Source organism: Xanthomonas sp. SI (assembly GCF_014236855.1).
In the GTDB taxonomy this organism is placed as follows: Bacteria; Pseudomonadota; Gammaproteobacteria; order Xanthomonadales; family Xanthomonadaceae; genus Xanthomonas_A.
This window is the reverse complement of record NZ_CP051261.1, coordinates 2,669,993-2,692,968: the sequence shown is the minus strand read 5'-3', so window position 1 is coordinate 2,692,968 and position 22,976 is coordinate 2,669,993. Positions and strand designations below refer to the sequence as shown.

The 22,976-nt window shown below is 69.8% G+C and carries 21 protein-coding genes and 1 tRNA gene; 13 read left to right on the top strand and 9 right to left on the bottom strand.

Annotated features, from left to right (window positions below):
* Nucleotides 1–295: 295 nt before the first annotated feature.
* A complete protein-coding gene (hisS, locus tag HEP75_RS11200; protein ID WP_185813007.1) occupies nucleotides 296–1,693 on the bottom strand; it encodes a histidine--tRNA ligase in 1,398 nt (465 codons plus the stop codon).
* A 112-nt stretch (nucleotides 1,694–1,805) separates the two neighbouring features.
* On the opposite strand from hisS, the gene HEP75_RS11195 reads away from it, so the two are divergent.
* Both HEP75_RS11195 and HEP75_RS11190 read left to right on the top strand, forming a co-directional pair.
* Nucleotides 1,806–2,561: a helix-turn-helix domain-containing protein gene (locus HEP75_RS11195; protein ID WP_255424099.1), complete on the top strand. Its 756-nt coding sequence runs from the start codon at nucleotides 1,806–1,808 to the stop codon at nucleotides 2,559–2,561.
* A gap of 339 nt (nucleotides 2,562–2,900) precedes the next feature.
* Nucleotides 2,901–3,221 (top strand): hypothetical protein, encoded by a 321-nt coding sequence (locus HEP75_RS11190; RefSeq protein ID WP_185823596.1) that lies wholly within the window; start codon nucleotides 2,901–2,903, stop codon nucleotides 3,219–3,221.
* A 106-nt stretch (nucleotides 3,222–3,327) separates the two neighbouring features.
* Here HEP75_RS11190 and thrC read toward each other — a convergent pair whose 3' ends face one another.
* From thrC to HEP75_RS11160, 6 genes are all read right to left on the bottom strand, one after another.
* Nucleotides 3,328–4,629, bottom strand: a complete 1,302-nt coding sequence (gene thrC / locus HEP75_RS11185) for a threonine synthase (protein WP_185823595.1) — start codon at nucleotides 4,627–4,629, stop codon at nucleotides 3,328–3,330.
* A gap of 707 nt (nucleotides 4,630–5,336) precedes the next feature.
* Nucleotides 5,337–6,305, bottom strand: coding sequence for a homoserine kinase (locus HEP75_RS11180; RefSeq protein WP_185823594.1), 969 nt, complete (start codon nucleotides 6,303–6,305; stop codon nucleotides 5,337–5,339).
* Nucleotides 6,302–8,809 (bottom strand): bifunctional aspartate kinase/homoserine dehydrogenase I, encoded by a 2,508-nt coding sequence (gene thrA, locus HEP75_RS11175; RefSeq protein ID WP_185823593.1) that lies wholly within the window; start codon nucleotides 8,807–8,809, stop codon nucleotides 6,302–6,304. The genes HEP75_RS11180 and thrA overlap by 4 nt, the downstream gene beginning before the upstream one ends.
* 368 nt (nucleotides 8,810–9,177) lie before the next feature.
* Nucleotides 9,178–9,354 (bottom strand): hypothetical protein, encoded by a 177-nt coding sequence (locus tag HEP75_RS11170; protein WP_185823592.1) that lies wholly within the window; start codon nucleotides 9,352–9,354, stop codon nucleotides 9,178–9,180.
* 197 nt (nucleotides 9,355–9,551) lie between these two features.
* On the bottom strand, nucleotides 9,552–9,866 hold the full coding sequence (locus HEP75_RS11165) for a hypothetical protein (RefSeq protein WP_255423826.1): 315 nt from the start codon (nucleotides 9,864–9,866) through the stop codon (nucleotides 9,552–9,554).
* A 418-nt stretch (nucleotides 9,867–10,284) separates the two neighbouring features.
* Nucleotides 10,285–10,361, bottom strand: a tRNA-Arg gene (locus HEP75_RS11160).
* A 164-nt stretch (nucleotides 10,362–10,525) separates the two neighbouring features.
* Between HEP75_RS11160 and HEP75_RS11155 the strand changes: the two genes are divergently transcribed.
* The 9 genes from HEP75_RS11155 (at nucleotide 10,526) to HEP75_RS11115 (ending at nucleotide 19,032) form a co-directional block, all read left to right on the top strand.
* Entirely contained in the window at nucleotides 10,526–12,058 is a 1,533-nt protein-coding gene (locus tag HEP75_RS11155) for an aldehyde dehydrogenase family protein (RefSeq protein WP_185823591.1), read from the top strand.
* A 3-nt stretch (nucleotides 12,059–12,061) separates the two neighbouring features.
* Nucleotides 12,062–12,802 carry a metallophosphoesterase family protein gene (locus HEP75_RS11150; protein WP_185823590.1) on the top strand — a complete coding sequence of 247 codons (741 nt, stop codon included), beginning with the start codon at nucleotides 12,062–12,064 and terminating at the stop codon, nucleotides 12,800–12,802.
* An 85-nt stretch (nucleotides 12,803–12,887) separates the two neighbouring features.
* Nucleotides 12,888–13,169, top strand: coding sequence for a DUF4190 domain-containing protein (locus HEP75_RS11145; protein ID WP_185823589.1), 282 nt, complete (start codon nucleotides 12,888–12,890; stop codon nucleotides 13,167–13,169).
* Nucleotides 13,170–13,173: 4 nt separating this feature from the next.
* Nucleotides 13,174–13,941, top strand: a complete 768-nt coding sequence (locus HEP75_RS11140) for a class I SAM-dependent methyltransferase (protein WP_185823588.1) — start codon at nucleotides 13,174–13,176, stop codon at nucleotides 13,939–13,941.
* Nucleotides 13,942–13,950: 9 nt separating this feature from the next.
* Nucleotides 13,951–15,006 carry a quinone-dependent dihydroorotate dehydrogenase gene (locus tag HEP75_RS11135; protein ID WP_185823587.1) on the top strand — a complete coding sequence of 352 codons (1,056 nt, stop codon included), beginning with the start codon at nucleotides 13,951–13,953 and terminating at the stop codon, nucleotides 15,004–15,006.
* Nucleotides 15,003–16,043, top strand: a complete 1,041-nt coding sequence (gene murB / locus HEP75_RS11130) for a UDP-N-acetylmuramate dehydrogenase (protein ID WP_185823586.1) — start codon at nucleotides 15,003–15,005, stop codon at nucleotides 16,041–16,043. Before HEP75_RS11135 ends, murB begins: the two co-directional genes overlap by 4 nt.
* A gap of 32 nt (nucleotides 16,044–16,075) precedes the next feature.
* Nucleotides 16,076–16,945: a DMT family transporter gene (locus tag HEP75_RS11125; RefSeq protein WP_185826571.1), complete on the top strand. Its 870-nt coding sequence runs from the start codon at nucleotides 16,076–16,078 to the stop codon at nucleotides 16,943–16,945.
* 32 nt (nucleotides 16,946–16,977) lie between these two features.
* Nucleotides 16,978–18,120 (top strand): TPM domain-containing protein, encoded by a 1,143-nt coding sequence (locus HEP75_RS11120; protein ID WP_185823585.1) that lies wholly within the window; start codon nucleotides 16,978–16,980, stop codon nucleotides 18,118–18,120.
* 222 nt (nucleotides 18,121–18,342) lie between these two features.
* Nucleotides 18,343–19,032 (top strand): aspartate/glutamate racemase family protein, encoded by a 690-nt coding sequence (locus HEP75_RS11115; protein WP_185823584.1) that lies wholly within the window; start codon nucleotides 18,343–18,345, stop codon nucleotides 19,030–19,032.
* Between the two features lie 18 nt (nucleotides 19,033–19,050).
* Here the strand turns inward: HEP75_RS11115 and HEP75_RS11110 are convergent, their stop codons facing one another.
* Together HEP75_RS11110 and ispG are read right to left on the bottom strand one after the other, a co-directional pair.
* A complete protein-coding gene (locus HEP75_RS11110) occupies nucleotides 19,051–19,758 on the bottom strand; it encodes a phosphatase PAP2 family protein (protein ID WP_185823583.1) in 708 nt (235 codons plus the stop codon).
* Entirely contained in the window at nucleotides 19,739–21,004 is a 1,266-nt protein-coding gene (gene ispG, locus HEP75_RS11105) for a flavodoxin-dependent (E)-4-hydroxy-3-methylbut-2-enyl-diphosphate synthase (RefSeq protein WP_185823582.1), read from the bottom strand. The genes HEP75_RS11110 and ispG overlap by 20 nt, the downstream gene beginning before the upstream one ends.
* A gap of 103 nt (nucleotides 21,005–21,107) precedes the next feature.
* On the opposite strand from ispG, the gene HEP75_RS11100 reads away from it, so the two are divergent.
* Together HEP75_RS11100 and HEP75_RS11095 are read left to right on the top strand one after the other, a co-directional pair.
* Nucleotides 21,108–22,331 (top strand): ATP-binding protein, encoded by a 1,224-nt coding sequence (locus HEP75_RS11100; RefSeq protein WP_185823581.1) that lies wholly within the window; start codon nucleotides 21,108–21,110, stop codon nucleotides 22,329–22,331.
* Nucleotides 22,328–22,894: a response regulator transcription factor gene (locus tag HEP75_RS11095; protein WP_185813023.1), complete on the top strand. Its 567-nt coding sequence runs from the start codon at nucleotides 22,328–22,330 to the stop codon at nucleotides 22,892–22,894. Before HEP75_RS11100 ends, HEP75_RS11095 begins: the two co-directional genes overlap by 4 nt.
* Nucleotides 22,895–22,976 lie beyond the last annotated feature (82 nt).

Here is a 22,976-nt window from a genome sequence, read left to right as displayed (position 1 = left end):
GGCGTGCAGGGGCGTTGTGTGGATGTGTTCGATCACCGATGAGCGCGAGGGCGCCATGCGATCTGTCGCGGCTGAAGCCGCTCCTACAGGGGGCGGCGTGTGCGCGCTTTCGTGCACTTTGTAGGAGCGGCTTCAGCCGCGACAGGCACTCACACCCACCGCATAGGCCCAAAGGCGCAGGAGCGGCTTCAGTAGCGACAGGCCCTGATCATCCGCGTCGCGACTGAAGTCGCTCCCACAAGGGACATGCGGCGCGACCGTCCCGGTTGCGCCACACCACGCTCGGCAAACCCGCTCAGGGCATGACCTTGGCCTGCTCCAGCTCGACCAGCAGGGCGCTGGCCAGTTCGTCGCGGGCGACCTCGAACTGCTGCTCGCGCACCAGGTCCTTGACCGCAACCACGCCGCGCGCCAGTTCGTCGTCGCCGGCCAGCACCACGAAGCGGATGCCGGCGCGTGCGGCGTACTGGAACTGCTTACCGACCTTCTTCGGCTCCATCTGCACTTCGGTATTGATGCCGCCGACGCGCAGCCGCCGGGCGATGTCCAGCGCGTCGTCCAGCTTGGCCTCGTCCATCAGCGCCACCATCGCCTGCACGCTGCTGGAGGCGATGCCCTCGATCAGCCCGGCCTCGCGCAGTTGCCAGAACAGGCGGGTCAGGCCGATGGAGATGCCCACGCCCGGCAGCTTGGACTTGCTGTAGTGGCTGGCCAGGTCTTCGTAGCGTCCGCCCGAGCAGATCGAGCCGATCTGCGGGTAGTCGGTCAGCAGGGTCTCGTAGACGGTGCCGGTGTAGTAGTCCAGGCCGCGGGCGATGGAGAAGTTCAGGCAGTACGCGGTTTCCGGCACGCCCAGCGCCTTGACCAGGGCCAGCACCTCGCGCAGCTCGGCCACGCCCTCGCGCAGCGTCGCGCTCGAGGCGGCCGCCGCGTCCAGCGCATCCAGCCGTGCCAGCGCGTCGTCGTGGCCGCTGGAGCGCACCGCGACGAAGGCCAGGATCTGCTCGACCTGCTCGGCCGGGATGGCGAAACCCTCCCCGGCCAGCGTCTCGCGCACATAGTCGGCGCCGCGCTTGTCCAGCTTGTCGACCTCGCGCAGCACCGCCAACTGGCGCTCGCCCTCGGCCACGCCCAGGCTCTCGAAGAAGCCGCGCATCAGCTTGCGGTTGTTCAACTGCACCGCGAACGCGCCGATGCCCAGTTCGGCGAACACCGCGTGGATCACCGCCAGCACTTCGGCGTCGTAGCGGATGCTCAGCGCATCCTTGCCGATCACGTCGATGTCGCACTGGTAGAACTCGCGGAAACGGCCGCGCTGGGCGCGCTCGCCGCGGTACACGCGCTGCATCTGGTAGCGGCGGAACGGGAAGCTCAGCTCGTGCTCGTGTTCGGCCACGTAGCGCGCCAGCGGCACGGTCAGGTCGAAGCGCAGCGCCAGTTCCGGCAGCCCGCCCTCGCCGCTGGCCTCGGCATTGGCCAGCGCGCCGGTGGACTGCACGAAATACACCTGGCGCTCGGTCTCCCCGCCGGACTTGGTCAGCAACACGTCGGACAGTTCGAACACCGGCGTCTCCACCGGCAGGAACCCGAACCGCTCGTAGTTGCGGCGGATGACGTCCAGCATGCGCTGGAACGCGATCTGCTCGCGCGGCAGCAATTCCATGATGCCGGGCGGCGTACGGGGCTTGATCACGTGCAAAACTCCTGCGTCTTGGGGGCAAACAGACGCCAATTCTAGCCGTACCGGGGTGCCGGCGAACGTATCGGCGTATCATCCCGGCGTGACCACTCCGCCCGCCAAGCGCATGCACCGGACCGTCCCCGGCTTCGCCCTGCCCTATGCCGAACCCGCCGCGGCCCGCGATCCGAACGCGCACGAATGCATGCATTGCGCCGTGCGCCACCTGGCGATCTGCTCGGCGCTGGCCTGCGACGAAGTGCAGGCGCTGGAGCAGGTGACCACCTCGCTGTCCTACGCCGCCGGCGCCACCCTGGTCCGCACCGGCGAGGCGCGGCAAGCGGTCTATACCGTCACCTCCGGCGCGCTGCGCCTGGTCCGCACCCTGGCCGACGGCCGCCGCCAGGTGGTCGGCTTCGTGCTGCCGGGCGACTACGTGGGCCTGAGCGAATCGGAGAAATACCGCAACGACATCGAAGCGATCGCCGACAGCCGCGTGTGCCGGGTTTCGGTGGCGAATATGCGACTGCTGCGCACGCAGTACCCGCAGCTGGAACGCAAACTGCTGCAGCGCGCCTGCCTGGAACTGGACGCGGCTCAGGATGCGGCGCTGTCGCTGGCGCGCCTGCAACCGATGGAAAAGCTCGCCGACTTCCTGCTGAAGCTGGCGGCGCGCACCGCCAGCCGAGGCGATCCGGGCAACACCGTGACCTTGATGATGGGCCGCGGCGATATCGCCGACCATCTCGGCCTTACCATGGAAACGGTCAGCCGCACCTTCACCAAGCTGCGCCAGCAAGGCCTGATCGCGCTGCCGCAGCTGCACGTGGTCGAGATCCGCGACTTCGCCGCACTGCACCGGCTGGCGTCCGACGAAGCGTGAGCCGATGGACGGCGGCGATTTTTTCGCCAGTCCCTGTCTACGCCTTGCACCACCACGCCCGCACCGACTTATCCACAGGTTTCCAGGGCAACGCTCCACATGCGCTGTGGACAACCCGGCGGGCCGCGACAGCTTTCGAACCGCGGAGCTGGTTGTAGCCTGAGGGCGCGGCCCAAGCGGACCGACGCTCGCGGACCGGTGCAGACCCTGTCCGCCGCCCATCCGTGAATGCTTCAGACCGCGGCCATGCCTTGCCACGCGCCCAGGCATAGACTTGCGCCGCGATACACCTGCGGCGCCGCCGCGGTGCCGGAGGGGGGAACCACTGGGAGGGCAACCATGCTCGTCGCCATCGATGTGCTGCACGACCCACGCGCCTGCGTGGTGCTGGACCGCGAAAGGGAGCTGGATTACTGGAAGGCGCATTTCGCCCAGGCCCCGTTCCACCAGCCCGGGCATACGTTCACCGACTACGAGCCGGCGCTGAAACTGGCCTACGACGCCTACCTGAAGTACCACGGCCAGCGCTTCGAGGATGTCGCCCCGCAGCTGCGCGACGTGTTCCTGCGCGACCACCCGCGCTCGCGCCTGGACTGGCTGCAGGTCCGCAGCGTGGTGCAGGCCGCCTGGTTGCGGCTGCAGCCGCAGGATCAGGACTGACTCTGCGCCGCGGACCGCGCGCCGCCGTGCGCGCGGAGCGCAGGCTGCAGCGCGGCGGCCCGGACAGCGGCGCCGCCGCTGCCGGGTCAGGCGGCAGCGGCCGGTCTCAGCCGGCCAGCAGGCGCGCGCGCAGCGTCGCGTAGTCCGGCGCGATCGGCTCGGCGTGCGCCGGCCGGTGCAACAAGGCGGCCAACGCCGGCGGTACCGGCACCGGCTGGCCGATCAGCGGCTCGACCACCGCCTCGAACTTGGCCGGATGCGCGGTCGCCGCCACCGCCCAATCGCCGGCATCGGCCTCGGCGCCCTCGGCGCGGATCTGCTGCAACACGTGCAACGCGGTGGCGGTATGCGGGCAATGCACTTCGCCGTAGCGGCGGAAGCGCTCGCCGATCAGCTGGCGGATCTGCGCATCGTCCACCGAATAGGACTGGAACTGCGCGCGCAACGCGGCATCGTCGCCGCGGTACAGCCAACGCAGGCGCTCGAAATTGCTCGGCGCGCCGACGTCCATGGCATTGGCGACGGTGGCCACGCTGGGCTGCGGCGCGTAGTCGGCGCCGGCGAAATAGTCCGGCAGCACGTGGTTGGCATTGGTCGCCAGCACGATGCGGCCCAGCGGTACGCCCAGCCCGCGCGCCAGGATCGCCGCCAGCGCATTGCCCAGGTTGCCGGTCGGCACCACCAGGTTCAGCGGCTGCGCACGCCCGGCGTAATGCACCAGCGCGCTATGCGCGTAATAGCTCATCTGCGGCAGCAGCCGGCCCAGGCTGATGCTGTTGGCCGAACTCAGCGGCGCCTGCGCCTGCAGGTCGACATCGTTCAAGGCCTGCTTGACCAGCGCCTGGCAGTCGTCGAACGAGCCGGCCACGCGCAGCGCCTGGATGTTGTCGCCGAAGCAGCCCAACTGGTGCGCCTGCCGCGGCGACACGCGCCCGTCCGGATACAGCACCACCACGCGCAGCCCGGGCTGGCGATGGAAGGCGGCGGCGACCGCGGCGCCGGTATCCCCGGAGGTGGCGACGAGGATGGTCAGCGGCGTGGCGGCATCGCGGCGCAACCGCGCCAGGCAGGCGGCCAGGAAGCGCGCGCCGAAGTCCTTGAACGCGGCGGTCGGCCCATGGAACAGCTCCAGCGCATGGTCGCCGGGCGTGGCCAGCGGCTGCAGCGGCGCATCGAAATCGAAAGCTTCGGCGCAGATCGCCAGCAGCTCGGCGGCGAGCGCGTCGCCGTCGAAGAACGGCGCCAGCAGCGTCGCGGCGGTCTCGGTCAGGCTGGCGCCAGGACGCAGTTCGCGCGCCGGCGGCATGCGCTCGGGCACGTACAGCCCGCCATCGGGCGCCAGGCCGGCGGCGATGGCTTGGCTGAGGCTGGCGGCAGGCGCGGCATTACGGGTGGAAATGAAGTTCATGGTGGTTCCATCGGCAGGGGGAATTCGATCGCACTGTCATCCGTGACTGTGGCACTGCTTGGTTATTGCTCTTGTTGTTGCTCTGCCCTTGCTTCGGCTGTTGCTTTTTTTGCTTTTCGATCTCCCGTGAGGCGCGGCAAGCAGGATGGGTACAACCCCCGAAGGGGGCGACGCGCAGGATGCGCGTCGTTTTCGGCAGGCACATGGATGTGCCTTCCGAAAATTCCCATCCTGCTTGCGCACCCGTAGCGCGCAGCGCGGAGGGCGCGCCGCCCGGGTGTGCTTTCTTTTGGTTACTTTTCTTTGCACAAGCAAAGAAAAGTGACCCGCGTCAGCGGAAGCTTTGCTCTTGCTCTTGCTTTGAATCTTCAGACCAAAGCAAAAGCAGAGGCAAAGGCTTTCGCCTTGCGGCGAGTCACTTTTCTTTGCTCGCGCAAAGAAAAGTAACCAAAAGAAAGCGCGCCCTGCCTAGCGCCCTCCGCGCTGCGCGCTCCGGGTCCGCGTCCATGACGGGGATTCGCGGAAGGGGCATCCTGCCCCTGCCGCGAACGGCGCACATCCATGTGCGCCGCCCCTTCGGGGTTTTTCCCCGCCATGGCCGCCGCTTCGGAAGGGAACCCGGTACGGCAACAGCAAAAGCAACAACAAGAGCAACAGCAAAAACAACCTCGAAAGCAACAGCAACAGCAACAGCGAGCTACGCGCCGCTACAGCAATCGGGCGCCCGGACACTGCAGCGGCGATACCCAATGCTGGCTGTCGAAGCCGGCTGCCGCGAATGCCGTCTGCACCGCCGGCGCGGCCGCCTCGGCCGCCGCGCGCGTCGGGAACCAAGCGAACACGCTAGGGCCGGCGCCGGAAATGCTCGCGCCCATCGCACCCGCCGCCAACGCGGCCTCCTTGGCCGCATCGAAACCGACGATCAACGGCGCACGCCGCGGCTCGATCAGCACGTCGCGCAAGCCCGCGCGCACCAGCGCCTCGTCGCCGGCATGGCAGCCCGCCAGCACCAGCGCCAGATTCGAACTCTGCGCCACGAATTCGCCGAGCCGGTACTCGCCGGCCAGCGCCTCGCGCGCGCGGCGCGTCTCCAGTACCGCATCCGGATGCACCAGCAGACTGTGCCAAGCCGCAGGCACCGGCACCGGCACCATCCGCTGCAGCGTGGACAGCACCAGCCCGCCCAGGAACATCGGGCCGAGGTTGTCGCCGTGGCGGCTGCCGCTGGCCACCGCCTCGCCCTCCAGCGAATACAGATAAAGCTGCTCGCGCGACAACGGCGCATCCAGCAATGCATTGGCCGCCACCAGCGCAGCAACGCACGAGGCCGCCGAACCGCCCATGCCGGAGCTGAGCGGGATGCCCTTGTCGATCTCCAGCTCGAAGCCGAACGGCAGCGCCAATGCCTCGCGCAAGGCGATCAGCGCCGCGCCGGCGGTGTTGCGCGCAGCCTCCAGCGGCAACGCCACCGTGGTGCCGCGGATCGCGGCGATACGCACCTCCGCCGCATCGATGCGGCGCACGCTCACCGTGTCGCCGACACCCTCCACCGCATAGCCCAGCAGATCGAAACCCACCGCCACATTGGCCACCGAGGCCGGCGCGAAGGCGCGCGCCTCGCGCGGCACGGCGCGGGCAGCGGACTGCGGCGCCGGCGAGGTCTGCGCCTGGCTCACAGCCGTGCGCCCTCGCCCGCCGCCACCCGCAGCAGGTCGGCGAACACGCCGGCGGCGGTGACTTCCGGACCAGCACCTGGCCCCTGCACCACCAGCGGATTGTCGCAATAGCGGCGGGTGGTGAACTGCACCACGTTGTCGGTCAGGCGCAGGTTGGCGAAGGCATGCTCGGCCGGCAATTCCACAAGGCCGACGCTGGGCGCGCGGTCCGGCGCCAGCTGCGCCACGTAGCGCAGTACGCAGCCGCGCGCCCTGGCCGCCTGCAGGCGTTGCGCGAACGCCGCATCCACTTCGTGCAGCCGCGCCATGAAATCCTCCACGCTGGCCTGGCGCAGCGCCTCCGGCACCAGGCTCTCCACCGCCACGTCCTCCAGGCTCAGTTCGCGCCCGGCCTCGCGCGCCAGGATCACCAGCTTGCGCGCCACGTCGGTGCCGGACAGGTCGTCGCGCGGATCCGGCTCGGTATAGCCCATGCCGCGCGCGTCGGTGACCAGTTGCGAGAACGGCACGCTGCCGTCGTACTTGTTGAACAGCCAGGCCAGGGTGCCGGAGAAGATGCCCTCGATCGCGGTGACTTCGTCACCGGTATCGACCAGGTCGCGCAGCGTGGTGATCACCGGCAGGCCGGCGCCGACCGTGGCCTCGTAGCGGAAACGCGCACCGCTGCTCTCGGCGGCGGCACGGATCGCATGGAAGCGCGCCAGCGGCCCGGCGCCGGCCTGCTTGTTCGGGGTGACCACATGGATGCCGGCGGCGAGCCAGCCGGCGTAGCGGTCGGCGACGTCAGCGCTGCCGCTGCAATCGATGATGACCGCATGCGGCAGGTGCGCCGACAGCAGGTGCGCGGTGAACGCATCCAGGTCGGTGGGCTGCGGGCCGCTGGCGAAGGCCTGCCGCCAGTCGCCGGTGATCGCGCGGGTTTCCAGGCGCATCGTGCTGCGCGAGGCGATCGCGCGCAGGCGCAGGTCGAGGTTGGCCTTGGCCAACAGTTGCGGCTGCGCGACGCGCAGTTGGTCGAGCAGCGCCGCGCCGACGTTGCCGGGGCCGATCACCCCGACCGAGAAGGTCTGCGGCGACAGCCAGAACCCGGCATGCGCCGCGCGCAGCGCCTTGGTCGCGTGCGCGCTGTCGATCGCCACCGAGATGTTGCGCTCCGACGACCCCTGCGCGATCGCCAGGATGTTGACCTGGGCGCGGCCCAGCGATTCGAACAGGCGCGCGGCCACGCCCGGCTGCCCGGCCATGCCGTCGCCGACCGCGGCCAGCACGCTGATGCCGGTAGTCAGCTGCACGCGCTGCACCTGCCCGACCACCAGCTCGTGCGCGAACGCCGACAGCAGCGCATCGCGCGCGCGTTCGCATTCGTTCTGCCGCACCACGCAGCAGATCGAATGTTCCGAGGAACCCTGCGAGATCATCACCACCGACACCCGCGCGTTGCGCAGCGCGGCGAACACGCGCTCGGCGGTGCCGGGCACGCCGATCAGGCCGGTGCCTTCCAGGTTCAGCACCGCCAGGTCCGGGCTCAGGGTCAGGCCCTTGATCGGGCCGCTGCTGGCGCTGCTGGCGGTGATGCGGGTGCCCGGATGTTCGGGCTGGAAGGTGTTGCGGATGATGATCGGCAGGCCGCGCTCGATCGCCGGCGACATGGTCTGCGGATGCACCACCTTGGCGCCGAAATAGGCCAGCTCGCAGGCCTCGTCGTAGCTCAGCGTTTCCAGTTGCACCGCTTCGGGCACCACCCGCGGGTCGGCCGACAGCACGCCGTCCACGTCGGTCCAGATATGCAGTTCGTCGGCATCGAACAGGGCGGCGAAGATCGCGCCGGAGTAGTCGCTGCCGTTGCGGCCAAGCGTGGTGATGCGGCCCGCGCGGTCGCGGGCGACGAAGCCGGTGACCACGACGCGCTGCTGCGGATGCTGCTCTCGCCACGCCGACAGGCGCGCCGCGCTGGCCTCCCAATCCACGTCCACGCCCAGTTCGCCGCGATCCACCACCAGCACCTCGCGCGCGTCCAGCACCGCGCAATCCTCGCCCAGCGCACGCAGATGCTCGCCCAGCAGTTGCGCCGAGTACACCTCGCCCAGGCCCTGCACCCGGTCCAGCACCTCGCGCGGCAGTTCGCCGATCACCGCCAGCGCGCCGAGGATCTCGGCGAGATGATCGAAGCGCGCATCCAGCCACTCCACGGTGATGCCGGCGTGCTCGCCGAGCAGCGACACCGCCGCGGCGCGGTGCCGCGCGCGGGTCTCGTGCCAGCGTTCGCGCCAGTCGCTGTTCTCGCTGGCGGCCAGTTCGGCCAGCCCGATCAGCGCATCGGTGACGCCCTTCATCGCCGAGACCACGGTGATCTGCAGGGTTTCCGGGCGCGCCAGCAGCAGCTGCGCGACATGGCGATAGCGTTCGGCATCGGCCACCGAGGTGCCGCCGAATTTGTGGACGACGGTGCGCGCGGCGAGCGCGGGGTCTGCGGCGGGAGCGGAAGCGACTGCGGGGGACGGCATGGGAGACCTCGGAGTGGAGGCCCCGCTCGCATCAGGCCGACGGGTTCCCCCGCATCCTGATCCGGGTGCGGGGCCGTGGGTTTCGACAGTTACGCGAAAACGACGGGCCGCACCGGGCGAATGGTGTGGGTGGTAATACCGGTGGTAATGCCCGCGCAGCATGCGGCCGGGCGCCGAAGCGCGGGCGGCACGAAGCTGGTGACGAGGGCGAGAACGTTGGGCATGGGCGCAAGAGGACATCATGCGCCGGGGTGCTGTCAAGCGCTGTCTGCCGCAAGGCGGCATGCGCGTCGCACCCGGATGGATCCGTTGCAAAAGTTACTATCCGACGCCGACGCGGCGGAAGCTTGCTAGCGGCGCTGCGGCGCTCACTGGCGCGGCCGGGCCAGGTGACCGGACTTGCCACGCCGCCAGGTCGATCGTCGCGGCTTCGCCGAATGGCGTAACCATTCCACGATCTTGTCCACCATCCTGGACAGTTCGGACGCGACCAGCGCGACCACTGTCAGGAGCATCATGCCGAGCGCAGCGAATACGGGATTCATGCGTCGCACTGTAGAAACCCGTTTGTGCGGTCTCATGTTCGCACCGACAAAAACGGCGTGCGGTTGCGTTGTGTTCAGTGGCGTGGCTATGCCCTTCGACCGCACGGTTCCGGGTAGCGGACAATGGACGGAAGGCACCCGAGGTCGGAGATCGCGCAAGGCGCGCGGATTCTTCGTCCGCGCGCCTTGCACCTTCGTCAATGCTGCTGATTGTCCGCCGGCGGCTGTTGCTGTTGCTGCGGATCGCTGGTCGGCGACTGCGGATCGGTGGTCGGTGTGGTGGGCGTCGCCGGGGGCGTCCCCTGGCTCGGATCGGTACCGGTCGCCGTGCCGGTCGCGTCGCCGCTGGTAGCGGCCGGCGGCGCGCTGCTGCCGCCCGCCGGGCTACCGTCGGCCGCCGCTGGCGGCGTCGCGGCGTTCTGGTCCTGCGTGTTCTTGTCGCCATCACGATGGCAAGCGGCCAAGGCCGCCAGCATCGAACCGATCAACACAAGCTTCAAGGCTCTATTCATTGGCTTACTCCTGCTTCGCATTCGCGGGTGGGCTTAACACGGCCGCCATCGACGGTCGGAACGAGGTGGAGCCCGCCATCCGGGATGTGGACACGCAACCAGGCCGCATCGTGATGCGGCGCTGCGGCCGATTCAGGCGGCCGCAAGCTGCAACAAGGCAAACCCGTCGTCGCACATCCAGCCATGCAGGAGCCGGCACCGCGTCTGCATCCGCTCCTGCATTGGCGGACATGGTGCAGGTTACGGAGCGAGGCGCTCAGCCGACGTCGACGAGGGGTGTAGACGGTGTTAGGCCAGGACGGCGCCGCATGGGCGGCAGCGGCGTGACGGCCGTTGCCATGTCGCAGCATCGAAGGCAGTGCCTGCATGCACTACCGGCATCGGCGATTCGCCGCGCTTGCGCACATGCCCACTGCGGTGGTGACCCCGGCGCGATTCGAACGCACGACCTGTCCCTTAGGAGGGGACCGCTCTATCCAGCTGAGCTACGGGGCCTTGGCCGGGCGCATTGTCGCACGATCGCCGCGCTTGCCAAGCCCGCCGCGGCGCGCGGCGGATGCGGCCGGGCCCGCCCGGTCTGCTAAAATTGCGGGCTAATCGCGTCCCGCGTCCCCCGCCTGCGGTCGCCCTCCCTGTCGCAACGAACCCCAGGAGATTCCATGTCCGCTGACCTGCTCAAGGCGCTCGGCCTGACCGCGTCCAATTCCGGCACCTATCTCGGCAACGGCGAGTGGTCCACGGCTACCGGCGCCGGCGTGCTGCAGCCGCTGAACCCGTCCAGCAACGAAGTCATCGCCGAAGTGCAGGCGACCACCGTGCAGGACTACGAGACCGTGGTCGCCCGCGCGCAGGCCGCGTTCAAGGTGTGGCGCACCACGCCGGCGCCGCGCCGCGGCGAGGCGGTGCGGCTGTGCGGCGATGCGCTGCGCAAGCACAAGGACGCGCTGGGGTCGCTGGTCGCGCTGGAAATGGGCAAGAGCAAGCCCGAGGGCGACGGAGAAGTGCAGGAGATGATCGACATCGCCGATTTCGCGGTCGGCCAGAGCCGCATGCTATACGGCTACACGCTGCACTCCGAGCGTCCCGGCCACCGCATGTACGAGCAGTACCAGCCGCTGGGCCTGGTCGGCATCATCAGCGCGTTCAACTTCCCGGTCGCGGTGTGGGCGTGGAATGCCTTTCTGGCGGCGATCTGCGGCGACATCTGCCTGTGGAAGCCGTCCAACAAGACGCCGCTGACCGCGATCGCGTCGATGAAGATCTGCAACGAAGCGCTGCGCGACGCCGGCTTCCCGGACATCTTCTTCCTGATCAACGACGCCGGCACCGAACTGGCCGAAACCCTGGTCGAGGACAAGCGCATCGCGCTGATCAGCTTCACCGGCTCGACCCAGGTCGGGCGCAACGTCGCCGAGAAGTGCGCGCGGCGCCTGGGCCGCTGCCTGCTGGAGCTGGGCGGCAACAACGCGATCATCCTCGACGAGAGCGCCGACCTGAAACTGGCGATCCCCGGGATCGTGTTCGGCGCGGTCGGCACCGCCGGCCAGCGCTGTACCACCACGCGCCGGCTGATCGTGCACGAATCGATCTACGACACCGTGCTGGCGACGCTGCTCAAGGCCTACAAGCAGGTCGAAGGCAAGATCGGCGACCCCACCGACCCGGCCAACCTGATGGGGCCGCTGAACAGCCGCGGCGCGGTCGAGCAGTTCCTGGCCTCGATCGAGAAGGCCAAGGCCGCCGGCGGCACCGTCGAGACCGGCGGCACCGCACTGGACCGGCCGGGCAACTTCGTGCTGCCGGCGATCGTCACCGGCCTGCACAACGGCGACGAGGTGGTGCAGCACGAGACCTTCGCGCCGATCCTGTACGTGATGAAGTACAGCAGCCTGGACGAGGCCATCGACCTGCAGAACGGCGTGCCGCAGGGCCTGTCCTCGTCGATCTTCACCCAGAACCTGAAGGCGGCGGAGAAGTTCCTGTCGGCGGCCGGCAGCGACTGCGGCATCGCCAACGTCAACATCGGCACCTCCGGTGCGGAGATCGGCGGTGCGTTCGGCGGCGAGAAGGACACCGGCGGCGGCCGCGAATCCGGCTCGGACGCGTGGAAGGTGTATATGCGCCGGCAGACCAACACGATCAACTACTCCGACTCGCTGCCGCTGGCGCAGGGCATCAAGTTCGACCTGTAAGCGATGCGCCTCGCCGCCCTGTCCGACATCCACGGCAACCTGCCCGCACTGGAGGCGGTGCTTGCGGATATCGGGCGGCGCGGCGTGGAGCGGATCGTCAATCTCGGCGATATCGTGTCCGGTCCGCTGTGGCCGCGCGAAACCGCCGAGCGGCTGCTGCCGCTGGCGCTGCCCACGGTGCGTGGCAACCACGAGCGCCAGCTGCGCGACCTGGTGCCCGCGGCGATGGGCGCCAGCGATGCCTACGCGCATGCGCAGCTGACGCCGGCGCAACGGCACTGGCTGGACGGTCTGCCTGCGACGCTGTCGCTTCCGCAGGCGCTGCTGTGCCATGGCACCCCGCACGACGACCTGTGCTGGCTGCTCGACGAACTGGTCGCACCGCAGCTGCTGCCGGCCAGCGCGCAACGCGTGCGCGAACGGCTCGGTGCCGCACCGCCGGCGCCGCTGGTGCTGTGCGGGCACAGCCATGTACCGCGCACGCTGCGCCTGGACGACGGGCGGCTGCTGTGCAATCCGGGCAGCGTCGGTTTGCCCGCCTACGCCGAGGCGCATCCGCAGCCGTACCGGGTCGAAACCGGCACGCCGCAGGCGCGCTACGCGATCCTGGAACAGCGCAACGGCCGCTGGGATGCGCAGCTGCTAGCGGTCGACTACGACCACGCCAGCGCCGCGCTGCAGTCCGAACGCAACGGCCAGCCGGCGTGGGCACATGCGTTGCGCCATGGCCGCGTGCGCGGATGAACGGCGCACGGCAGGCGCGCTTCTGGGATAATTCGGGCACCGTGCATGCGAGCGAACCCGCTGCCCCCTTCACGAGGATCCGCACATGAGTGGCGTACGCGAAACCAATTCCCTCGCCGTGGTCAGCCTGGTCGCCGGCATCCTCGGCTGGACCCTGATGCCGGTGCTCGGCAGCCTCGGCGCGATCATTACCGGACACTTGGCACGCGCCGAGATCCGCCGCCAGCCGCAGCGCTTCCAGGGCGACGGACTGGCGGTCGGCGGGCTGATCCTGGGCTGGGCCGCGGTGATTATCGCGATCCTGTCGGTGCTGGCGTTCGTGCTGTTCTTCGGCGGGCTGGCCTGGTTCGCCAGCACCCAGGCCTGAGCCGATGGACGCCTCCGCTCCGCGCGAACGCTTCAGCGACCGCGTCGCCGACTACGTCCGCTACCGCCCCGACTATCCGCCGGCGCTGCTGGACTGGGTGCACGGGGAACTCGGCGTGGCGCGCGACGCGCAGGTCGCCGACATCGGCGCCGGCACCGGCATTTCCACCCGCATGTTCCTGCAGGCCGGGCATCCGACGCTGGCGGTGGAGCCGAACGCGGCGATGCGCGCTGCCGCCGAGACTCTGCTGCGCGACCTTCCCGGCTTCACCGCGGTCGACGGCAGCGCCGAGGCCACCACCCTGCCCGCCGCCAGCGTCGACCTGATCAGCGCCGCGCAGGCCTTCCACTGGTTCGACCTGGACGCGGTCCGCCGCGAATGGGCGCGCGTGCTGCGTCCCGGCGGGCTGGCCCTGGTGTACTGGAACTCGCGCCTGCTCGACGGCACCCCGTTCCTGCAGGACTACGAACAATTGCTGCTCGACTACGGCACCGACTACAGCGCGGTGGCCGAGCGCTACCACGACGATGCGACGATGCAGCGCTGGTTCGGTGCCGGGCTGCGCGGCACCGCCCAGTTCCCGAACGTGCAGAAGCTGGACTACGACGGCCTGCGCGGGCGCCTGCTGTCCTCCTCCTATGCGCCGCTGGCCGGGCATCCGCGCCACGCGCCGATGCTGGCCGCGCTGCGCGCGCTGTTCGATCGCCACCAGGTCGATGGCCTGGTCGATGTCCACTACCGTACCCGTGCCTTCGCCGGCACGTTGAACTGAGCTGTGCCCATGTATTCCCTCGCCCGCCCGTTCCTGTTCGCCTTCGACGCCGAGCGCGCCCACGCGCTGGGCCTGCGCGCGATCGAGATGGCCTACCGCACCGGCACCAATCCGCTGCTGGCCAGGGCGATCGCGCCGATGCCCACGCGCGCGTTCGGCCTGGAGTTTCCCAATCCAGTCGGGCTAGCCGCAGGCCTGGACAAGAACGGCGAGCACATCGACGCGCTGCTGGCGCTGGGCTTCGGCTTCGTCGAAATCGGCACCATCACCCCGCGCCCGCAGCAGGGCAATCCGAAGCCGCGCATGTTCCGGCTGCCGCGCGAGCAGGCGGTGATCAACCGCATGGGCTTCAACAACCTCGGCGTGGACGCGCTGGTGCGCAACGTCGAACGCGCGCGCCGCCGCCACGGCCTGCTCGGCATCAACATCGGCAAGAACAAGGACACCCCGAACGAGGACGCCGCGTCGGACTATCTGCATTGCCTGGAAAAGGTCTACCCGCTGGCCGACTACGTGACCGTCAACATCTCCTCGCCGAACACCGCCGGCCTGCGCGAGCTGCAGGAGGAACAGGCGCTGCGGCAGCTGGTGTCGCAGCTGCGCGAGGCGCAGGAAGCGCTGGCCGCGCGCCATGGCAAGCGCGTGCCGATGCTGGTCAAGGTCGCGCCGGATCTGAGCGACAGCGACATCGACGCGGCGGCACGGGTGCTGTCGGACCTGCAGGTGGACGGGGTCATCGCCACCAACACCACCGTCGCCCGCCCCGGCCTGGACCACAACGCGCTGGGCGCCGAAGCCGGCGGCCTGTCCGGCGCGCCGCTGCTTGGCCAGTCCACGCTGGTGCTGCGCCGGCTGCGCGCGCGCCTGCCCGAGGCGATCCCGCTGATCGGGGTCGGCGGCATCCTCTCCGGCGCCGATGCGGTGGCGAAGATGGCCGCCGGCGCGGCGCTGGTGCAGTGCTACAGCGGGCTGGTGTTCCGCGGTCCGGAGCTGATCGGCGAATGCGTCGAGGCGATGCGCCGGCGCCGCGAAGCGCCCAGCCGCGGCGCGGTCGCCGCGCTATGAGCAACGCCTGGTCGCTGACCGCCAATGCGCCGCTGCAGGCGCTGAACACCTTCCATGTCGCCGCGCAGGCACCGTGGCTGCTGCAGATCTTCGCCCCCGAGGCACTGCCCGACGCGCTGCTGGCGCCGCAACTGGCCGGCGCGGCGCTGCTGCCGCTGGGCAGCGGCAGCAACATGCTGTTCGCCGGCGACGCGCCCGGCGTGGTGCTGGCCTTCGCCAACCGCAGCATCGACACGCTCGAACACCGCGCCGACTACGCCATCGTCCGCGCCGGCGCCGGCGTGGGCTGGCACGAACTGGTGATGTGGTCGCTGGCGCAGGGCCTGTCGGGCCTGGAAAACCTGGCGCTGATCCCGGGCACGGTCGGCGCCGCGCCGATCCAGAACATCGGCGCCTATGGCGCGCAGGTCGGCGAATTCGTGCACGTGGTCGAGGCCTACGACCGCGCCGACGCGCGCTTCGTGCGGCTGGACGCGGCCGCCTGCGAGTTCGGCTACCGCGACAGCCTGTTCAAGCGCCAGCCCGACCGCTACCTGATCGCCGCGGTGGAATTCAACCTGCCGCGGCTGCATGCGCTGCGCCTGGACTACGCCGGCATCGGCGAGGAACTGGAAGCGCTCGGCATCGCCATGCCCGGCGCGCCCGACGTGGCGCAGGCGGTGATCAACATCCGCCGCCGCAAGCTGCCCGACCCGGAGGTGCTCGGCAACGCCGGCAGCTTCTTCAAGAATCCGCTGCTGCCGGACGAACAGGCGCAGGCACTGCAGCACGCGTACCCGGCGCTGCCGGTGTTCCCCGGCGACGGCGAGGACCAGCGCAAGCTGTCGGCGGCGTGGCTGATCGAGGCCTGCGGCTGGAAGGGCCACCGCGACGGCGATGCCGGCGTGTCCGCCGCGCACGCGCTGGTGCTGGTCAACCACGGCCAGGCCAGCGGCGCCGAGCTGCTGGCACTGGCGCGGCGCATTTCCGCCTCGGTGCTGGAGCGCTTCGGCGTGATCCTGGAGCCGGAACCGCGCATCGTCGGCGCGTCCTGGTGAAGCAGCCGGTGTCGCTGCGCGCGGCCGCGCTGATGCTGGCCAGCACGCTGTCGTTCGGATTGATGGTGATTGCGATCCGGCTGGCCTCCGCGCACCTGTCCACGGTGGAGATCGCCTTCTTCCGCAACCTGTTCGGCCTGCTGTTCCTGCTGCCGATGCTGCTGCGCCCAGGGCAGTCGCTGCCGCGTACCGCACAGTTGCCGCGCTACCTGCTGCGCACCGCGATCGGCCTGGTGTCGATGCTGGCCGGCTTCTGGGCGATCGGCCATCTGCCGCTGTCGCAGGCGATCGCGCTGTCCTACTCCACGCCGCTGTTCGTGACCCTGGCCGCGGCGTTCTGGCTGGGCGAGAACGTGCGCCTGCGGCGCTGGATTGCGGTGCTGTGCGGCTTCGTCGGCGTGCTGATCATCCTGCGTCCCGGCGCGGCCACGTTCAGCGCCGGCACCCTGATCGCGCTGCTGGCGGCGGTGATGGGTGCGCTGGTGGCGATCCAGATCAAGCAGCTGGCACGGGTCGATTCGGCCAACACCGTGGTGTTCTACACCTATGCGTTCTGGGTGCCGATGTCGCTGCTGCCCGCCCTGTTCGCCTGGACCTGGCCGCACGGCATCGACTGGTTGTGGCTGCTGGCCACCGGCCTGTTCGGCACACTCGGGCAACTGCTGTGGACGCGCGCGCTGCGCATCGGCGAAGTCTCGGCGCTGACCCCGATCAGCTTCATGCAGCTGCCGTTCGTGGCGCTGCTGGGCTGGTGGCTATTCGCCGAGGCGATCGCCCCGCATACCCTGCTCGGCGCGAGCATCATCATCGCCGCCAACGTCTACATCGCCCATCGCGAATCGGTGCTGGCCAGGCGCGCCGCCACGCATGCGCCACTGGAAGGCGCCAAGCCCGGGGAATGAGCGCAGCCGCGCCAGGCCGGGCAGCCGCCATAATGGCCGCACGATCCAACTCGACCCACGCCATGCGCGCCTTCCGCCTGCTTGCCATCGCCACGCTCATCCTGCTGCTGTGGCCGGCGGTTTCCGCGCTCGCCATCGAGATTCCTGCCTACACGCCCGACGTGGTCGATCCCAGCGGCCAGTTGAGCGCATCGGACCGGCAGCGGGTGAATGCGTCCCTGCAGCAGCTGCGCACCGACCAGGGGATCTGGGGCGCGGTCTACATCGTGCCCGCGCTGGACGGCGACAACATCGAGAGCCTGTCCGAGCGCGCGTTCAAGACCTGGCGGCTGGGCCAGAAGGACGTCGACAACGGACTGCTGCTGGTCCTGTCGATGCAGGACCGCCGCTCGCGCTTCGAGGTCGGCTACGGACTGGAAGGCAGCCTGTCCGACGTGGTCAGCAAGCACGCGCTGGACGACTACCTGGCGCCCAGGATGCGCCAGGGCGATACCGCCGGCGCCATCATCGACGCCTTCGGCTTCATGGCGCGCGTCGCCGCGCAGGACCCGACCAGCCTCGAAGAACTGTCGCGGCCGTCGGCCGCGCCCGCTACCGAAGTGCGCCACTGGGAACGCGGCGCGATCGCCTGGGCCGGGCTGGTGGCATTGATCTGGCTGCTGCCGCTGCTGCGCCGGCGCTGGATGCGGCACCTGCGCGCACGGTTGCTGCGCCAGCATCCGCAACTGGCCGGCCAGGCCGAGGACATCGCCGAATCGACCCGCCGCTCGTGGTTCCTCGGGGCGTTCATCAGGCTATTCCTGACCGTCAACCCCGGGGTGTTCGTGCTGGTGCTGTCGGCGCTGTTCCCGCTGGCGTTCGTGCTCTCGCTGGCCATCGAGCTGCTGGTGCTGGGACTGGCGCTGGCGATGGCAGGCCGCCGCTATTCCTCGCCCGAGTATTTCCGCGACTTCCTGCGCGAGCAGGCGAGCGAGCGCCAGGCGTTAATGCGCAAGGGCCACGTGGTCGCCACCGCGTCCGGCGGCTACGCCTATACCCCTGCGTACTACGCCAGCCGCACGTCGACTTCTTCGTCTTCCTCCTCCTCTTCCTCGTCGTCCAGCGGTTCGAGTGGCGGCTCATCCTCCTCCGGCGGCGGCAGCTCCGGCGGCGGCGGCGCCAGTTCGAGTTGGTAGCGCTGCACGCGTCCCGCTGGCGGCGCCTGGTGATGCTCCACCACGGAGAAGGCGTGTTCGCGAAGAAGATCCGTGTGGCCTTGGCTAACGTACGTGCGCTTGCGGGCCGCATGAGCGCAGAGCCAGTGCCGAAGCGAGCGCCGTGACCAACGCGGACTGGCCGTTGCGCGCGCGTATGCTTGCCGTGTGCGCAGCCATTTCGGTTGCCGTCCGGAAAGCGGAATGAAGACCATCGGCCTGATCGGCGGCATGAGTTGGGAATCCACCGTGCCCTACTATCGGCACATCAACGAGACGATCCGCGAGCGGCTGGGCGGGCTGCATTCGGCGAAGATCCTGCTGTACAGCGTGGACTTCCACGAGATCGAGCAGTTGCAGCAGGCCGGCGACTGGGACGCGGCCGGCGCGGCGATGGCCGCCGCGGCGCGCGCGCTGCACGCCGGCGGCGCCGATTTCCTGGTGCTGTGCACGAACACCATGCACTGCGTCGCCGATGCGATCACGGCCACGGTGCCATTGCCGCTGTTGCATATCGCCGATGCCACGGCTGCCGCCCTGCACAGCGCCGGGATCCGCAGGGTGGGCCTGCTGGGCACGCGCTTTACGATGGAACAGGCCTTCTACCGCGAGCGGCTGCAGCGCCACGGCTTCGATGTGCTGGTGCCGGCGGCGGCAGAGCGCGCCGAGGTGCACCGCATCATCTACGAGGAGCTGTGCCAGGGGATGATCCGCGACGCATCGCGGGCGCGCTACCGCGAGGTGATCGGCGCGCTGCAGGCGCAAGGCGCCGAGGCGGTAATCCTGGGCTGTACCGAGATCTCGCTGCTTGTCGGCGCCGCCGACGCGCAGCTGCCGCTGTTCGATACCGCCGCGCTGCATGCGCACGCGGCGGCATTGCACAGCCTGGCGTAGCGACGCGGCAGCATCCGCTCAGGAAGCGCGGCGTTGGCGCCAGCGCGGGCGCCGTTCGCCGCGGAACATCAGCAGGTACAGCCCCAACACCCAGACCAGCGCCGCACACCAGCCGCCGAGGATGTCGGAGGGGTAATGCACGCCCAGGTAGATGCGCGACACGCCGACCAGCAGCGCGAACGTGCTGGCCAGCAGCAGTACCGGCCAGCGCCAGCGGGTCCGCCACGCCAGCGCGATCAGTACCGCGGCCAGGGTCATCGACCCCATCGCGTGGCCGCTGGGGAAACTGAAGGTGTGCTCGGGCGCGATCGACTCCCACAGGCTGGGCCGGTCGCGCTGGAAGAACTGCTTGGCGCTCATGTTCAACAGCGCCGAACCGACGAACGAGAACGCGGCGAACATGGCCTCGCGCCAGCGCCGCAGCGCCAGCAACAGCAGCACGATCAGCGTGTCCAGCGGGATCACCCCGTACTGGTAGCCGGCCTCGGTGACCACGCTGAAAAACCGGTCCCAGCCCGGCGAGGCCAGCCCGCGCATGCTCCACAGCAGCGGCTCGTCGAAGTAGAAGTTCTCCAGCTCGTGGACCTCGTCGGCCAGCGCCACGAACACGCCCATCGGCAGCAGCACGCCGGCGAACAGCAGGCCGATGCGCCAGGCGTTGCGGCGCAACCAGTGGCGCACGCCGGCGGCGCGCTCGGCCGGGGTCTCACCCGGCGCGGCGGACATACTTGGTTTCGACGTAGTCGTCGATCAGCGCGACGAACTCGTGGGCGATGTTCTCGCCGCGCAGGGTGACCGTCTTTTCGCCATCGACGAACACCGGCGCCGACGGCGCCTCGCCGGTCCCCGGCAGCGAGATGCCGATGTTGGCGTGGCGCGATTCGCCCGGCCCGTTGACCACGCAGCCCATCACCGCCAGGGTCATGTTCTCGGCGCCGGGATGGCTCACCTTCCACTCCGGCATCTTCGCGCGGACGTGGTTCTGCACCACCTTGGCCAGTTCCTGGAAGAACTCGGAGGTGGTGCGGCCGCAGCCCGGGCAGGCCGTGACCAGCGGGGTGAAGGCGCGCTGGCCGGTGGTCTGCAGCAGTTCCTGGGCCACGATCACTTCCTGCGTGCGCGACTGTCCCGGCTCGGGGGTCAGCGAGATGCGGATGGTGTCGCCGATGCCTTCCTGCATCAGCACCGCCAGCGCCGCGCTGGAGGCGACGATGCCCTTGCTGCCGATGCCGGCTTCGGTCAGGCCCAGGTGCAGCGCGAAATCCGAGCGCTGCGCCAGGTCGCGGTACACCGCGATCAGTTCCTGCACGCCGCTGACCTTGCAGCTGAGCACGATGCGGTCGCGGCCCAGGCCCAGTTCCACCGCGCGTTCGGCCGAATCCAGCGCCGAGCGGATCAGCGCCTCGCGCAGCACGCGGCCGGCGTCCCACGGCGTCTCGCGGCGCGAATTCTCGTCCATCAACTGCGCCGCCAGGGCCTGGTCCAGCGAGCCCCAGTTGGCGCCGATGCGCACCGGCTTGTCGTACTTCAGCGCGAACTCGATCAGCTGCGCGAACTGGGTGTCCTTCTTCTTGCCGAAACCGACGTTGCCGGGATTGATCCGGTACTTGGCCAGCATCTCGGCGCAGGCCGGTTCGGCGGCCAGCAGCTGGTGCCCGTTGTAATGGAAGTCGCCGATCAGCGGCACCTCGATGCCCATCATCCGCAGCTTGTCGACGATGCGCGGGATCGCCGCGGCCGATTCGGCATTGTTGACGGTCAGCCGCACCAGCTCCGAGCCGGCGCGCCACAACTCGGCCACCTGCTTGACCGAGGAGGCCACGTCGGCGGTGTCGGTGTTGGTCATCGACTGCACCACGATCGGCTGGCCGCCTCCCACGACGACGCCTCCGACGCGGACCGGCTGGGTGGAACGGCGCGCCCAGGGCGCGGCGTCGCTGGGGGGGGTGGGTCGGCTGACGGCGTCGTACATGCGCGCATTTTAGCGTGAGCGGGCGTCCGCGCCCTACTCCGGCGCCGGGGACTGCGACGGTTTGTCGCAGACAGCCATGAGCGCCAGCGCATACGATGCGCCCATGAACTCCACCGATGCCTCGTTCCTGCGCACCCTGTGCAGCCTGCGCTGGCTGGCCACCGCCGGGCAGGCGGCGACGATTCTGGTCGCGACCTGGGCGATGCGCCTGCCGCTGCCGCAGCTGCCGCTGTGGTCCGGCGTGGCCGCGTTGACCCTGTTCAACCTGTATGCGCAGCTGCGCCTGCGCCATGCCGACACCGCCGCCCCGGCCACCGCCTTTGGCCACATCCTGGTCGACGTGACCGTCCTGACCTGGATGGTCGGCTGGAGCGGCGGCATCGGCAACGCCTTCGGCTCGCTGTTCCTGGTGCTGATCGCGCTGGCCGCGCTGGCCCTGCCGCTGCGCTGGGCGCTGGCGGTCGCGGGGGCCTGCGTGGCCGGCTACGCGGTGAGCGCGCTGTTCGGCCTGCCGCTGCCGCGTGGCCCGCACCAGGCCCTGGACCTGCAGCGCTGGGGCATGGCCGCCAACTTCCTGCTGTCCACCATCGTGGTGCTGGTGTTCTCCACCCGCCTGGCGCTGGCGCTGCGCGCGCGCGAACGCGAGCTGGCGCTGCTGCGCGAGCGCTTCACCCGCAACGAAGGCATCGTCGCCCTGGCCACCCACGCCGCCTCGGTCGCGCACGAGCTGAACACGCCGCTGGCGACGATGACCCTGCTCACCGACGACATCGTCGAGCAGAGCGAGCAGCCGGAACTGCGCGAGGACCTGGAAACCCTGCGCGAACTGCTGGTGCAGTGCCGCGAACGGGTGCTGGCGCTGGCCGCGCCGGCGCAGCGCGCCGGCGGCGGCACGGTGTCGCTGGCGCACGTGCTGCACCAGTGGCAACTGGTGCGCCCGACCGTGCAACTGCGCCGCAACGACGACGCGCCGCTGCAACTGCGCCTGGAGAGCGCGATCGGCCACCTGCTGCAGGTGTTGCTGAACAACGCCGCCGACGCCGGCGAACGCGCCGGCCGGCCGCAGGTGGACCTGAGCGTGCGGGTCACCGGCAGCGAACTGATCGGCGAGGTGCGCGACTACGGCGGCGGCTTCGACGCCAACCAGGTCGCGCTGCCGGCCACGCTGTTCCGCAGCGGCAAGCCCGACAGCATGGGCGTGGGCCTTGCCCTGTCGCATGCCACCATCGAACGCCTGGGCGGCGAACTGTGGACCCAGCCGGCGCCGGACCACGGCGCACGGGTCGGTTTCCGCCTGCCGCTGCTCGCCCTGGAGACCCCCGCATGAGCACCGACGCCCCGCTGGGCCTGCTGGTCGACGACGACCCGCTGTACCTGCGTACCCTGCAACGCACCCTCGCCCGCCGCGGGCTGGAGACGCTGACCGCAGACAGCGGCGCTGCGGCGCTGGCCCTGGCCACGGCGACGCCGCCGGACTACGCGCTGATCGACCTCAAGCTGGGCGACGAATCCGGCCTGGCGCTGATCCAGCCGCTGCGCGCGATCCGCGCCGACATGCGCATCCTGCTGGTCACCGGCTACGCCAGCATCGCCACCGCGGTGGAGGCGATCAAGCTCGGCGCCGACGACTACCTGCCCAAGCCCGCCACGGTACAGATGATCCTGCGCGCGTTGAGCCTGGAGGCGGACAGCGCCGAGGACGACGACGCAAGCGAACTGCCGGATGCGATGACCCCGCTGAGCCGGCTGCAGTGGGAACACATCCAGCAGGCCATGCACGAGACCGGCGGCAACGTCTCGGCGGCCGCGCGCCTGCTCGGCATGCACCGCCGTTCGCTGCAGCGCAAACTGGCCAAGCGGCCAAGTCCGCAACGCGAGCCGCCGCGCTGAGCGTGGCGCAGTTGCGCATGCGTCGGCGTCTACCGTCGTACACACAGGCTTCACTTTCCCGACCCGTGGCTGTTCGCCATCG